Raw genomic sequence first — 14,932 nt, forward strand, 5'->3', positions numbered from 1 at the left:
AACGCCTCCTTTTAGTGCCAATATTCAGATTTTTCAGATCCTTAAAAAGGGCCATACTGTATGCTTTGAGCAATGATCAAAAAGATAATCGCTATCGCAAACTGAATCAGAAGATATGGAAACACCCATTTTACCCATTTCGTAAATGATATGCCTGCCACTGCCAATCCAGCCAATAGCACTCCAGAAGTCGGAAATATCATATTCGAAATCCCATCCCCTAATTGGAAAGCTAATACTGCCGTTTGTCTTGTCACACCCATTAAATCCGCTAATGGAGCCATGATCGGCATCGTCAATGCAGCTTGCCCACTTCCGGATGGAACAATGAAGTTAAGAAATAATTGGACAATGAACATTCCGATTGCATTTATGGCGGGAGGAAGTTGTTCAACCAATCCTGCAGCATAATATAAAATGGTATCCAACAATCCGCCACTTGTAATGATGACCAGGATTGTCTGCGCAACTCCTATTATCAATGCCCCAGAAACCATATCGCCTGCTCCTGAAATAAAACCATTAGCCATCTTGGATGGAGTTAAGCCTCCAATTATGCCCATAATGATCCCGCTTAATAAAAACAAGCCGCCAATTTCACTTATATACCATCCTAATTTAATAACTCCGTATATTAATAGGATGAAATTCACCAATAAAATAATTAAAGCGGCGCTATGTCTTTTACTTATCCTAAAGTTTTTATCAAAATGTGCATGATCTTCACGCCTGAATTTCCCATACTCCCCCAGTTCAGGGTTTCTTTTAACCTTCATTGCATGGAAATAGATGTACAATACTGTAACGACATAAAACACTGCAAGAAGAGCGATTCGCAATCCCATTCCCGAATACATGGGCAGTTCTGCAATGCTTTGGGCAACTCCTACATTAAAAGGGTTCGTGATGCCCGAAATGAATCCAGTCGCCAATGTCCCAAGCATGACGATCGCAAAACCCGTAAGTGCATCAAAGCCTAATGCAATCGTCATCGGAACAATGATTGCGATATAAACTAATGCATCTTCAGCAGATCCGATCAGTGTCCCTAATGAAGCGAAGATCAATACCATCAACGGAATGAGCAATTTCACTTTTGTTCCGAATCGGACAGCCACAAACTTAATGAAAGAATCCAGTGCTCCAGTTGCCTGCATGATTCCCAATGCCCCGCCAAACAAAAAGACGAATAAGATAATTGATGCTCCTTCAATCATCCCTGCGTGAATGCTGCTGAACATTTCCAATAATCCCACTGGTGTTGATTCAATGAATTCAAATGAAGTTGGATCGACTACACTTCGGCCATCCTTTTCAATTCTTTCATATTGGCCTGCAGGCAAGATATAGGTTAAAACCGTCACGATTACAATTACGATAAACATTAAGACAAAGGGATTAATCCCTTTTTCCGGTAACTCCGTTAGTTGGTTAAGTGGCTTATTATTCTGATTAAGCGGCTCGGAAGTGATTTGACCATTAGGCAGGTCATTCATATAAATACCCCCAGTTAAAGTTTTATACTACTAATCCAGTTTTCCTGTCGGACCATCACTTCTCAACCAAACACTTAAACATACTCTTTATTAACTTCTCCAGCATAACGGGCGTATGGACGAAGGCACTATCGATGTGAAGGCGCTCAGTACGCTGGTGGGCATCCTTGCCGAACGGCCCCACATTAAGTACGGGTGCCTGAAGCCTTTGCATATCAGCAAAAGGAATGCTGTAAGTATCGCCCCAGACCGGTGTATTTTTTTCAAAAGCCGTCCAGCCATCAGACTCATCAGTATATTGAACATAGCTTAAATCGCAAATGCCATTAAAATAATGAATTTGGCTGACTTCTTCATCAAGCAATCTAGCAGTTTCCTTCATTAATTTCACAGATTCCATGATAAGCGGATCATCGGACGTATTGACGGCTGGATAATATGGCGGTGCGAACAGCAATACGATGGCGGGTGAAAGCTCCTGACATTGTATCATCAATTTTTCTGCGACCCTAAATGATTTTTCCCGCTCATCCAAATCCATGTTTCCTTTAACTTCACTTTTTATTTGCTCAACAAAACTGCCGCCAAATTTGTCCTCGGCATATGAAAGTAACTTTTCGTAGCGCAATACTTGTACTTCACCTACACCTTCAATATGTTCTCGCAGACAAAGAGCTTTATAAGATTCATTGCATTTTATCGCTGCTTCGTTTGCAACCTGCTCGAATAAATCCATTATTTCTGCAGCTGTCCTTTTCATAATGAACACATTATATAGCGCTGCTGCACGATAGGGTGTCTGTGTTGAATATTGTAGTTTCAGATCTTTTTGCTGAAGCGATACTGGTAAAGGTGTTTCCTCGCCAAGATCACTTTCCTGAAAAAGAGTGTTCCACTCCATGAGCTGCGTAAGGAATGAGGCTATATAGTTAGCCGTTATGCCCTTTAATGGCTCACCCACATGAGTTTCTTTCCCATAAAAAAGGGCAGCCGGCATGATTTTCCCCAAAGTTCCGGAATAAATATAATGTCTATTATCGCCCGGCTTCTGTGAAAAGGAAGGTTCACTATTAAAAAACATTTTATAGGAAAGGTCATATTTATCACGTAAAGACACAAGTTCTTTAACTGCAGCCCTCATTCCCGCAGAATTCACTTCCTCATCAGGAACGGTTAACAGCAGGAGATTGATCGGCCATTTTTCAACGCTTGCCTTTTCGATGATAGCCATATGAAGGGCAAGCCCCATTTTCATATCCATTGTTCCTCTACCAAACAAGTACTTTCCTGATTCAAGATCAATGCGCGCTTCTTCCGGCAGATCATCTTTTCGGTCATGAAGTTTTTTCGTGAGCTCCTCCGGCTGAAATGCAAGAGTCTCAAGATCACCGTATTCTTCAGTATGAACCGTATCAAAATGGCTGATTAATACAACGGTCTCCTTGCTATCGGGATGTTTATAAAAGGCATTGACAAAGTTTCTCCCTAAATCAGCCTCGTGAAGCGATAAGTACGCCGGATTCCTTTTAAAATATTCAAGCTCCCTCAATTTCTCTTGAACCTTATAAGGGAACACTAGCTCCCCTGGTGTAAGAGTACGGCTTTCCCAGCTAACAAGTTCACACAACAAAGCACGAAGCGTTTCTGGAGTACCCCATAGTAATTGACTCATTTCAATCCCCCTTCATCAATATTTGTACGAACCACCGGGCAGGTTAAACAAGTTGGACCGCCAGTGCCTTTGTAACTGATTTCAGTTCCTTTGTATTCATAAACCGTTGCTCCGGCATCAAGAAGCTGTTGCTTCGTGTAAGCGTTACCAGAAGATATAACGCAAACCCGCGGAGCGATGGCAAGCACATTACAGCCCAAGTTCAAGTACTCATCAACCGGCACTTCGATAAGCTGAATGCCTCGTTCAATAAGCAGTTTTCTGAAAAAGACAGGCATAAGGCGGGAATGAACTACGGCTAAATCATGGTCGACAAGGCTGATGAAAGACATTAGATGGAGACACTCTCCCTCTCCTTGATCATGCGGCAGCTGAACTACGATGAAATCATCCACAAGATGTGCGGTCATTTCCTTTAATTGCCGAATGGCTTCTGCGTTTGTACGATAACCATGTCCGACAACCAGGGTTTTATCATCAAGCCAAATGATATCACCGCCATCCGCGACCGCATCACCCGTTAAATACCCAATAATCGGGATGTTCTTTTCCTTGCAAAATTCCTTGTATACATTAGCTTCAGGCTGCCTCAATTCTTTCCCTGACTTTAAAATAATGGCCCCTTGGCTTGTGAATTTGATCGGGTCATGCGCATATAAGGAGTCAATCCCGACTACCGAAGATGCTGGCAAATAATCGATGTTTGGAACATATTTCTCCAAAATGGAAATAAAGTCACCATACTCGGTTAGAGCTTCGTTAAAATCTGGCTCTTCCGCAAAGTTGAAGTTCCGCCATGCTTGGCTTAAATGCTCTTGACTAATAAAAGCTTCTTTCGGATGTTTTACAATGACACGTTCCAATGGTTTGTACATGGACGAACAATAAGTCACTGCCTCCCCCTCCTTTTCCGCATATCGGAAAACGTTTCCGCTAATAGGAATATTTTCTTTTATTATAAAATTAGTTTTGGTATAATGTCAATATGTTTTAAATATTCAAATAAATCAACGTTTTATACAACTTGGAATGAAAGATAGGTGGTTTGTTTATGCAATCGATCGACCGTGCCATGAACGTTATAAAGGTGCTCGTTTCCAATTCATCGGAAAACTGGCTGTCAATTACGGAACTTTCTCAAGAGTGTGATCTTCCTGTCAGCTCCATGCATCGTTTGTTAAAAGCGATGTCCTCGCATGGGTTAATCCAACAGGACGGGCAAACCAAACAATATGGTTTGGGGAATATTTGGCTCGAATACGGTTTACGTATGTATGACAAAATGGATTACATCAGCCAAATAAGGCCTGAACTGGAAAGACTGATGAACAATGTGGAGGAAAGCGTCTATCTTAGCCAGCCAATCGGAATGGAATCACTTGTTATCGAACGAATCGACAGTGAAAAAAGCCAAATCCGGGTTTATGACCAGCTTGGCTCACGAGTTCCTATGCATATTGGGGCAGCCAATAAAGCGATGCTCGCCTATATGCCATATAAACAAGCGAAAAAAATTGTAGATGCTCTTCTGCCAACTCAAGAAAGAGCAGCTTTTTGGGATATATTGCAAGAGACTAAAATGAAGGGACATGGAATCAGTCACAGTGAAAGAACAGAGGGAACATGTTCTGTTTCCGTGCCGATATTGAACCATTTTGGGGAAGTTCATGGTGCGGTGAGCATAGGTTTTGTCAGCTTTAACCTGACAGAAGAAAGACTTGATTTCCTCATTAAGAATGTGATGGAAACTGGCAATCGGGTTTCTGCAAAATTGGGGTATAGGGGACAATGAATAAGCGGGCAGTGGTGGATTATCGGATAAGCCAAAAAAAGAAGATGAATCATTTCATCTTCTTTTCGTTTTTATATTAATCGCTGCCGGTCACGAATAAATCTTCCCTGAAATAGGCAAGGACCTCGCCGGCCACAACAGGTTCTCCCTCCAATACCTCTAATGATTCTATCTTTCCGCTGACACCAATATCAATGATTTCCACACAGCCATCTGCCTTCTTAATCTGAAATAATTGTTCCCATTCATAAAACCTGGAATTTTTGGATATTGAAATTTTTTCAATCCTGCCTTCACAAGGACTTAGAATCACATCAACGTACATTTAAATCATTCCTTCCTTCAGTATTCTTCAAAATGAAATGGGGTTTGTAACACTAACCTGAGAAAGTTTTGGAACTCAGGTATATCTTCTTGTTCAATGCCCAGGGTCGGAGCCCAGTACTGATCTAAATTAATATCATTGGCACAAAGCAGGATCATTCTTCCGCTTTGCATGGAAGTCACCATTGCTTTACCGAAAAACTGGCCCGAATATACAATGGTCACATCATATCTATAATCTTGTGACAATAAGCAGTAATGATGAATAGCCTGGTTTTCTTTATTTTCGGAAAGAATATCAAAATTCAACGGATTGCCTCCTTTCTTGTAAGCCCTAATTCGTTCAGAACCTGATCCAACCCCGAAGCTGGGATGCTTCAGCTATTTTGCGGATCCCTTCAATATAAGCCGCAACTTTCATGTTCACGGAATATTTTTGTGAAGTATGGTAGACATTTAAAAAGCTGGCCGTTATCTTTTCCTTCAATCGTTCATCCACAAGCTCTTCCGTCCAGTAATAGCCTTGGTTGTTCTGGCACCATTCAAAATACGAGACTATCACCCCTCCTGAATTCGCCAAAATATCCGGAACTAGCACTATACCTTTATCATCAAGAATCTTGATTGCTTCCTTTGTGGTCGGACCATTTGCTGCTTCAATCAGGATTTCACATTTTAATCGTATTGCATTATCTTTATTCACCACTCCGCTGATGGCTGCAGGAATCAGCACATCACACTCTTTTTCCAATAATTCTTGATTGGATAACGAATCTTTGTATAAGTTCGAAACGACCCCAAACGAGTCCCTGTTCTCCAAAAGGTAAGGAATGTCCAGGCCATTCGGATCATATAAACCTCCAAGCTCATCCGCTATTCCGACAACCTTAGCCCCCATTTCATGTAAATACATGGCCAAATGACTGCCAACATTACCGAATCCCTGAATGATTACCCGCATGCCTTCAATAGGAATCCCCTTTAAATCACATATCATTTGAAGTGTGTATAATACTCCTTTGGAAGTGGCCTTTTCCCTGCCCTTCGATCCCCCTAACCTCAGAGGCTTTCCTGTAATGAAGCCGGGTGAATCAAATTCCCTGATGTGATCGTATTCATCCAGCATCCAGGCCATGATTTGTGAATTCGTATACATATCAGGTGCCGGGATATCTTTTGTAGGTCCCACTATTTGACTTACTGCCCTGACATACCCTCTGCTTAATCTTTCAAGCTCAGAGGAACTCATCTGTCTGGGATCACACACAATGCCGCCTTTCGCACCTCCATATGGAAGATCTGTTATTCCGCATTTCAAGCTCATCCACCCGGCCAATGCTTTAACTTCTTCGGGAGTGACATCCGGGTGAAACCGAATCCCCCCTTTAGTTGGACCGGCTGCATCATTATGTTGAGCCCGATATCCTTGAAACATCCTTGTCTCCCCATTATCCATTTGAATAGGAATACAGACTTCCAGAAAACGCATTGGCGCTTTTAGAAAATCAAAAACCTGATCTGGATAGTTCAAAACATGAATCGCTTCTTTTAAGATATCCTGGAATTCTTGCAGTGGATTATCCAATTGACGTTTTTCAATTACCTTAATTTTCTCTGTCATCTTAGCACCTCACTTATATTCTTATAACTTATTAAGCAACTTTCATGCCAGCTTTGAGGATATTATGTGGATAGCAATATACCGCCATTTCCCAATCATCAGCATCATCAGGAAATATGTATTAATTCATAAGCAATTCAGATTTGCATATATAAACAGTAATGATTAAATACATAAAAAAAGCATCCTTTTTAGGTTGCGTCAGATTGTAGACAAACTCGATTTTCATCGAGTTTGTCTACAGTCATTTAAGGGGTTGTACAATTTGAAAGTTGCCTCCAGGCACTCGCTCCTATCAAATTTGTATTAAAATTTAGTTAGAACTCCTTTTTTTACAAACTGGATATCGAAGCGATTTTTACCACATTCTTAAAACTAAACCATTGGTTACCCTTTATTTATTTTTACTGTTTTATATGATGAAAACTCGCTGGATTGAAGAAATTTGCGACACTCCTGCCGAATAGTGGCTAGCCGAGACCCGGGAGAAGCTTACTTTAGCTGCCATGAATTTAAAGAAGATTTCCAACTGACAGGCAAGGGACGAAAATGGTTGCGGTCATCTGTTCTCTATACCTGCTTCAAATCCAATTAAAAAATCAAAAAGGTTTCGGAATGAAACCATTCCGAAACCTTTTTGTCTATAAACTGAAGCATCCTTATCGGATGCGTTTTTTCTTGGAAAATCTTATAGCTGAATTTCTTCAACTTGGTATTGGGGCGGAGCTTTCCGGAATGCCTTTGTGATATATAATAGATAACAAAAACCGATAATGAACCAACTTGTCCCCATTATTAGGGAACTTGTCTCAAGGTTGATCCAAAGAATGCCAATTGCTATAGCACCAATTAAAGGCATGATTAAGTATTGAATACACCCCTTTATCGTTCGATGCTTCTTTTCCCGAATGATAAAATGGCTGATCACTGACAGATTTACAAAGGTAAATGCCATTAAAGCACCAAAGTTGATCAGTGACGTTGCTGTGACTAGATCAAAGAATAAAGCCGACATTGAAATGACTCCAACTATGAGTACATTAATGGCTGGTGTCTTCCACTTAGGATGAATAAATCCAAACCATTTTTCCGGAAACACTTTATCACGGCCCATAACATACAAAAGACGGGAAACGCTGGCATGTGATGCTAGTCCCGAGGCTAGCGTATTGACGAAAGTCGTACAAAGAAAAATGGATTGAAATAGCTTCCCGCCTACATAAAGGGCGATTTCCGGTAATGCAGCATCCGGTTCCTTAAAACGGGATATATCCGGAAAAAAGAGCTGAATAAAGAAAGATGCGGTAATGAAGATGATTCCACCCCAAAGTGCAGTTAAAAATATCGCTTTTGGAATCGTTTTTTTCGGATCCGGCGTTTCCTCAGATAGTGTCGTTACCGCATCGAATCCCAAAAAGGAAAAACAAAGGATCGTGGCCCCGGTTATTATGGCCGAGAAATCCATTCCTTCATTTACGAAAGGGATTATTGTAAACACTTCTCCTGTACCTTCTCCATTATTCAAACCTTTGACAACAAGAATGATGAACACTGCCATGATGGCAATCTGAATTAAAACAAAAAGCGCATTAAAGTTAGCAAGTACATTGACGCTCCTGAGATTGAGAATGGTGACGATTGCTACGAACAATAATACCCAAATCCATGTAGGGACTCCTGGAAATAATGCAGTCAGATAAATTTTGGTTAACAATGCATTTACCATAGGTAAAAACAAATAGTCTAACAACGAAGACCATCCTACCAAGAATCCTAAATGCGGGTTTATTGCCTTTTGTGTATAAGTGTAGGCAGAACCTGCAGCAGGAAAAACCTTTACAAGTTTTCCATAGCTGGCAGCTGTAAAAAGCATCCCCACCAATGCAACGATATAGGCAGTCGGCACATGGCCGCCCGTAATCCCAGATACAATGCCGAATGTATCAAATACGACCATGGGGGTCATATATGCTAACCCCATCATAACGATTTGCCATAACTTCAGTGATCTTTTCAATGTAACCTCATTTTCCACCTATCATTCCTCCTTGAAACCGCTTTCAAACTAGTGGGTTCATTTTCTTAACTAGATAAATCTCCATGCCTCCCTCTTTTTTAAAAGTTTTACCTATATACCTAAATGCAATTTCTGTGCCACATGATTTCTGTTTACTTCGACAAACGAAAAACGCCTAAAATGCTACTTAATTCCTGTATTTTTAATCGAAAAAGATTGATTCATAGAAATGAAGTCTTTCAGCATCTCTTCCATCGGCGATTCAATCTCCCATAAATTATTCGCCTTTGCATATTCCAAGCACATGTTACCTGGTTAGAAACCGCAAGAAATCACTGCCTGTGACTTGGCATGGTAATTGCATAAATACCTATATGAGTTTCAAAACTATTAAGTTATAAGAAAATGGAGGAATAGAAAAATGAAATATCCTTTATCACCTGATGTTCAACCAGAGTTTTGTACCACAGGGTCATTTATGCGCTTACCTTCTACAAGAGAAAATGCCAAATTGGCAGTGGTAGGTATGCCTTTTGATACAGCTGCTTCATTCAGGGTAGGAGCCCGTTTTGCTCCACAGGCAGTCCGCCAAGCATCCATGACGTTGTTTCCTTATCATCCCATTCACAAGGTATTTCCGTTTGACGAATGTAATGCAATTGATATTGGGGATGTTTCGGTGATTCCCCATAATATACATCGAAGCTATGAGTTAATTGAAAAGGCCATGTCAGACTTGATGAAAAACGGGATCATTCCAATAGGAATCGGAGGAGATCATTCAGTAACATTGGCTAATCTAAGAGCAGCCGCAAAAATACACGGTCCTGTTGCACTTCTTCATTTTGATTCACATACAGATACCTGGGATACTTATTATGAAGAAAAATACTGGCATGGTTCGCCGTTTATCCGTGCATATGAGGAAGGTTTGCTCCAAACGGATAAAGTTTTCCAGATTGGCATCAGAGGTACGCTCAATCATCCAGGAGATTTAGATTCCAGTACAGATCTAGGCTACAATGTGATAACAACGCCCGAGCTGAAGAAGAGAGGAATCGAAGATGTCGTGAAGGAAGTCAAGAAAACCATTGGGGATACACCATGTTTCTTGACCTTTGATATTGATTTTGTTGATCCATCCTGCGCTCCTGGAACTGGCACATTGGAGGTCGGCGGTCTAAATAGCTTTGAAACCCTAGAGATGATACGCTCTCTGCAAGGGTTCAACTTTATTGGGTTCGACCTGGTGGAAGTCCTCCCGCCGTATGATCCAACACAAATTACTTCACTATTGGCAGCCACCATCATTCATGACTTTGCCAGTTTAGTAGCCTTACAACTAAAAGAAGAACAAAAAAAGGAGAATTCAACCGAAAAAAGCTTATAGGAGCAAACACCCACTATTAACGTAGGGACAAATCAGGTACAAACTGTAATCGTTCAAAAGGCATCTGCTTTTAGTGAAAGCAGATGCCTTTTTTCTATGTAATCTTTTATCTTGTCCTGCTATTTCCACTATAAATCATTTCATATAGTCTGATGAACAAGTTCAAGCTACTAGGGTGTAGGATAATAAAAAAACACATCCCATCTGAAAGAATGGAATGTGTCTTCATTTTATTCGTCCGATTCTAACCCGGGACGATTGGATTGTGTTGGCAGGGTGTCCCAAAAGCTTGCATCAACCGTTTCAATTGAATCATCGGCAATAGCTCTGACAGCTGCATCCAAAGTGGTTACCGTTTGCTTTATTAGATAGCCATTACTTTTTTGTCCAAGCGCTACTGACTCGACATTGTGGTCCGACATACCTCGCATCTCAAAAAGAAGTGTAGCAATATCATAGCGAACGGCTGCACCATTACGGCCTATATTTTCTCCAGAACCGCCATCATACCTACCAATATGCCCCCAACCAGTTGGTTCAATGGAGTTATATACAACAGCACCCAGTTTTTTTGAGGCTTCTAACACTTCAGGCTTTACGTTTGCGTTTGTAGGATAAAGAATTGAACCTGAAACAAGTTCACCGTCCGTTTCGCTTAGCGTCCCTTGATGATGTAAATCTATCATGTAGTCTATATCGTATTTCGCAAATACATTTTCGTGTAAAGCCTTTACCTCTACTTGCATGTTATCAGTTTTTTTATCATGCTCACGGTTCAAGTCGATCCCATTTGCATTTGCCCGTGTTAGATGCCGATCACCTTTTGCTAAATAGTCATCAAGAGGGAAATTAACATCTCCCATGGCCCCATCTGCGTTTAACATGGGGATGATCAGTATATTAACATTTTCCAAAATACCTTTAGTCTTGTTCGTGCCTAGATGTTTAATGAATTCAAGTGCACCCTCAGTAGTCAGTTGTTCATTTCCATGCTGTTGAGTCAAAAATAGTATAGTAGGATTCTTAGGATTTGAGATGTACTTCGCTAGGTAAATATCCCTCCCTTTTACCGTTTCCCCGATTACTTCCAGTGCCAGCCTTTCTTGTTTTGCATCCTGCGTTTTAAGATAGCTTACAAGGCTTTCATATGTATGAAGATTTGAAGTTGTAACTTGTCCATTTCCAGCACTGGGGCCATTTCCAACCGCTCCGACTGGTAGCGCAACAGCTGTTACTGCGCTTAAGGTCATTAAACTAGATAATGAAACTGATAGAACCTTCTTTTTAAAATTCAATAAAAACCCTCCTTATCAAATATAATAAATAGAAAAATAACTATTAATAATATTCTGACATTTTTACTACTTTATGTTAATAGTGAAAAATAACTATGTTTCCAAATAGTTTTCTTCTACACAATATAACTTGAAGGAATTACTTCTGCAAAGGCGATATTCAAATGTTCCCGATGAAGAAAAACCAGGCGGACACCCGTCTGGTTACTTCAATCTAGGCTGGAAGTTGATACACTCACCAAATATTTATTATTGCCTGCCCTCCGTTAATGGAATTGACTCGTATTGTTCCGGATTGATTTTATATACAGATCCATCAGTAACTCCATCAATAATTCCATATAACCCTCTTTCAACTGCTTTAATGAGCATGCCTTTTTTCTTTTGGCCAAAGGACTGTGTTTGGCCTCTAACTTCAAAGAGCACTGTCCCACTTCCATTTAAAGCAAAGGCTCCTAAAGCCGTTCCAGGAAGGTTTTGGTTTTGCGGATATAAGGATATATTTCCATATGGAGAATTACCTTGTTCTTTCATAGCATTATATACCGCTACATTCAATTGTCTGGAAAAATCATAATTATAGTTTTTTGCATATTTGGCATAATCTTGTCCTGAAGACGAGCTTGGATCTGGAACAAATTGAGCGGAAATCGAGTATGTGACTAAATCATCCGTTCCATCAACTTCATAATAGGGAGCTTGGTGATGCAAGTCCACAAAAATCTCCACCTTTCCGTATTGCTTCAGTAGAGACTTGTAAACATCACGTGTTGTTTGTGATTCAGGTGTTATGAACCAGCCAGGGGTGGATGATTTTCCAGGGAAGTCTTTAGCTTGGGGAATATAATTCAAATCAGGATTAAAGTCACGATTGACATCGAAACCAGGTTTGGACTCATAATCGAATGATTCATTTTTGTATGTATAATAGTTCCAAGATGGATTCGCTCCTGCTAACTGTGGAAACTGTTCCACGACCTCTGCCCAGGTCATGTCATTTCCCCGACGGTTCAATTCAGCAGCATCTGGATTCATTTTAGGCAAAGCGACCAGGGTAATTTCTTTACGAATTTTCTCTGCTTCAGGAGAGTTGGTCCCCAAAAACTTCAAGATATTCAAGATGGCATCCGTACCGGTTTTCTCATTTCCATGAATCTCACTTTGAATTAAAACGACTTTGTCGCCAGTTCCCACGGTTGCTTTATAGATTTCTCTATTTCTATTGGAATATCCAGCTATATCCACTTTTACTTTACCTTGGCTATCACTCGCAATTTGTTCTAGCTTTTTCCCTAGTTCAGCATGATCTGTAAAACCTGAAACCGAATAAGTTTGTTGATTGGGTGTTCCCGGGGCTGTTTCATTAGCTGCAAATGTTGGTGCCGCAATACTCGCCGATAAAATGGCAACTCCCAGAGTTGAAATAACTTTCCTGTTTTTCATATTACAACAATCACTCTCCCTTAAATTATTTTTCTATCTCATTATACAAAATGGGAAAGTAGAAATTTGTTGGAATTTGATGTCGTATTATGGCTATTTTATGATTTGGGCATCTGCTTTAAGTTCACGCAAAAAAAAACGTGACATTTTTATCGAGGATTGTTGTTCGCGGTCTGTCGAATTGATGATTTGTACTATAACATCACATTACGTTATAATTAAAGGAAAAATACGAGAAAGGGGAAAATATGAAACTCAACACTAATAGTTCTACGCCATTATACATGCAATTAAAGCAATCTATCATCGAAGATATAAACAAAGGGATTTACTCTTCTGGCGAAAGATTGCCAACCGAAACAGATTTATGCGACATATATGGAGTAAGTCGCATTACTGTAAGAAAAGCGGTTTTGGATCTGGTGGAAGAGGGGCTGCTAATACGCCAACAGGGAAAGGGAACGTTTGTCCAATACCCTAAAGTAAAAAGAGAATTATTTGCTGTAAATGGGCATGCTGAATATATGTCAGAATTAGGGAAGATACCTCAAACTAAAATCCTTTCATTTGGAATACTGCCTGCACCGGCTAATATTTCCAAATCCTTGGAGATTACTCCTGAAAGTGATGTTCTTGAATTACAACGGATCTTATACTATGATAATCAACCTCTCACCTTAGAAATTTCACATTATTCCTTAAAGATCCTGCCAAATTTAAATCAACATGTCCATAACTCTGTTTCCATGTATGATATCATAAAGCATAAATATAATATAACTCCTGTTCATAACACGAAACTTTTAAATATGGTATTGGCAAATGCAGATGAAGCAAAATATTTAGAATGCGAAGTGGGAGATCCCCTTTTCAAAGTGGAGAAAGTGGCATATGACGGTAAGAAGCAGCCTATCCATTCATCCTTCCTATATTATCCTGCTAATCGCGTGACCTTTACGATTGATAGTTCAATATCGCAAGAAAAAGGTAACGAATCCCCCTCCTAATCCGGGATCTCGTTACCTTTATTCATCGATGCATCATTTTAAACCATCATATGATCTGGATTATATACTTTGCCATACCCAAAAGCACCATAATCCTGACAGGTTTGGGAGGCGACTGATGCTCCTTTTTGTAAAGCTTTATATACATCTTGTCCTTGAACGTACGATGAGAGAAAACCAGCAATAAAGGAATCTCCCGCCCCCAACGTATCTACAACTTTGGTTTGGATAATAGCTTGTTCATATATTTGATTTTCAGTCGATAAAAGTGCCCCCTTTTCCCCACGAGTAACACATATCACCTTTGTGCCGAATGAATGAACCTTTTGAATAAGTGCGTTGCACTCTGCCTCGTTTAAATTGCTTCCGGAAAAAAATGCATAATTCACAAACGGACAAACCTTTTGTAAATAGTGATCCTCTTGATTTGTCGAAAAATCAAAAGAAATTTCAATGAATTGGCTTAATATTGGAAGGTTATGCTCTATACGGCTATATACACTTGTATGAAGAAGGTCATGTTGCCGAATATAATTCAAATCCTTGTCATTCAGTACGATCCCCAATCTGGATTGAATTCCCCCTTTATTCGAACCAATAAAAATTCGGTCCCCGTCCTTATCCAACGCGACGACTGCCATACCATTCTCTCCTACTGCTTGTCTTACTCTACTAATCTCTATCTTTTCCTTTTGCAATGCCTCTAACACATGGTCTGCTGCCCCGTCATTTCCTACAATGCCAATATATGAAGATTGCTCATCATTTAAACGATTGCACAATACTGCCACGTTTAATGAATTGCCGCCAGGATATATCTTTCCTTGATCTTTATAAAAATCTACTACGTTATCTCCAATTCCAATTAATTTCAT

At 40.1% G+C, this 14,932-nt stretch carries 13 protein-coding genes; 3 read left to right on the forward strand and 10 right to left on the reverse strand.

Annotated elements, in window-relative coordinates; all coding sequences use genetic code 11:
* Positions 1-41: 41 nt before the first annotated feature.
* Genes LQ188_RS11555 through LQ188_RS11565 form a run of 3 tightly spaced genes read right to left on the reverse strand, consistent with a single transcriptional unit; the run spans position 42 to position 4,043 of the window.
* Positions 42-1,496 (reverse strand): C4-dicarboxylate ABC transporter permease, encoded by a 1,455-nt coding sequence (locus tag LQ188_RS11555; RefSeq protein WP_230176893.1) that lies wholly within the window; start codon positions 1,494-1,496, stop codon positions 42-44.
* A 55-nt stretch (positions 1,497-1,551) separates the two neighbouring features.
* Positions 1,552-3,168, reverse strand: coding sequence for a M20/M25/M40 family metallo-hydrolase (locus tag LQ188_RS11560; RefSeq protein WP_230176894.1), 1,617 nt, complete (start codon positions 3,166-3,168; stop codon positions 1,552-1,554).
* Entirely contained in the window at positions 3,165-4,043 is an 879-nt protein-coding gene (locus tag LQ188_RS11565) for an arginine deiminase family protein (protein ID WP_230177085.1), read from the reverse strand. The genes LQ188_RS11560 and LQ188_RS11565 overlap by 4 nt, the downstream gene beginning before the upstream one ends.
* 176 nt (positions 4,044-4,219) lie before the next feature.
* Between LQ188_RS11565 and LQ188_RS11570 the strand changes: the two genes are divergently transcribed.
* Positions 4,220-4,960, forward strand: a complete 741-nt coding sequence (locus LQ188_RS11570; RefSeq protein WP_230176895.1) for an IclR family transcriptional regulator — start codon at positions 4,220-4,222, stop codon at positions 4,958-4,960.
* Positions 4,961-5,036: 76 nt separating this feature from the next.
* On the opposite strand, the gene LQ188_RS11575 is transcribed toward LQ188_RS11570, so the two are convergent.
* The 4 genes from LQ188_RS11575 to LQ188_RS11590 form a co-directional block, all read right to left on the reverse strand.
* The gene (locus LQ188_RS11575) at positions 5,037-5,285 is read right to left on the reverse strand and encodes a hypothetical protein (protein ID WP_101222318.1); all 249 of its coding nucleotides are present in this window, start codon (positions 5,283-5,285) and stop codon (positions 5,037-5,039) included.
* 17 nt (positions 5,286-5,302) lie between these two features.
* Positions 5,303-5,593 carry an SAV0927 family protein gene (locus LQ188_RS11580; RefSeq protein WP_101222319.1) on the reverse strand — a complete coding sequence of 97 codons (291 nt, stop codon included), beginning with the start codon at positions 5,591-5,593 and terminating at the stop codon, positions 5,303-5,305.
* A 34-nt stretch (positions 5,594-5,627) separates the two neighbouring features.
* The gene (locus tag LQ188_RS11585) at positions 5,628-6,905 is read right to left on the reverse strand and encodes a Glu/Leu/Phe/Val dehydrogenase (RefSeq protein ID WP_230176896.1); all 1,278 of its coding nucleotides are present in this window, start codon (positions 6,903-6,905) and stop codon (positions 5,628-5,630) included.
* A 688-nt stretch (positions 6,906-7,593) separates the two neighbouring features.
* A complete protein-coding gene (locus tag LQ188_RS11590) occupies positions 7,594-8,940 on the reverse strand; it encodes an APC family permease (protein WP_290370117.1) in 1,347 nt (448 codons plus the stop codon).
* Between the two features lie 403 nt (positions 8,941-9,343).
* Between LQ188_RS11590 and speB the strand changes: the two genes are divergently transcribed.
* Positions 9,344-10,312 carry an agmatinase gene (gene speB, locus LQ188_RS11595; protein ID WP_230176897.1) on the forward strand — a complete coding sequence of 323 codons (969 nt, stop codon included), beginning with the start codon at positions 9,344-9,346 and terminating at the stop codon, positions 10,310-10,312.
* A gap of 230 nt (positions 10,313-10,542) precedes the next feature.
* On the opposite strand, the gene LQ188_RS11600 is transcribed toward speB, so the two are convergent.
* Positions 10,543-11,607 carry a M14 family zinc carboxypeptidase gene (locus LQ188_RS11600; protein WP_101222322.1) on the reverse strand — a complete coding sequence of 355 codons (1,065 nt, stop codon included), beginning with the start codon at positions 11,605-11,607 and terminating at the stop codon, positions 10,543-10,545.
* A 249-nt stretch (positions 11,608-11,856) separates the two neighbouring features.
* Positions 11,857-13,050: a M14 family zinc carboxypeptidase gene (locus LQ188_RS11605; RefSeq protein ID WP_230176898.1), complete on the reverse strand. Its 1,194-nt coding sequence runs from the start codon at positions 13,048-13,050 to the stop codon at positions 11,857-11,859.
* A gap of 248 nt (positions 13,051-13,298) precedes the next feature.
* Here LQ188_RS11605 and LQ188_RS11610 point away from each other — a divergent pair, with 248 nt between their 5' ends.
* Positions 13,299-14,057, forward strand: a complete 759-nt coding sequence (locus tag LQ188_RS11610; RefSeq protein WP_101222324.1) for a GntR family transcriptional regulator — start codon at positions 13,299-13,301, stop codon at positions 14,055-14,057.
* A gap of 38 nt (positions 14,058-14,095) precedes the next feature.
* Here LQ188_RS11610 and LQ188_RS11615 read toward each other — a convergent pair whose 3' ends face one another.
* Positions 14,096-14,932: a PfkB family carbohydrate kinase gene (locus LQ188_RS11615; RefSeq protein WP_230176899.1), complete on the reverse strand. Its 837-nt coding sequence runs from the start codon at positions 14,930-14,932 to the stop codon at positions 14,096-14,098.

Source organism: Peribacillus sp. Bi134, assembly GCF_918698065.1.
Classification (GTDB): Bacteria; Bacillota; Bacilli; order Bacillales; family DSM-1321; genus Peribacillus.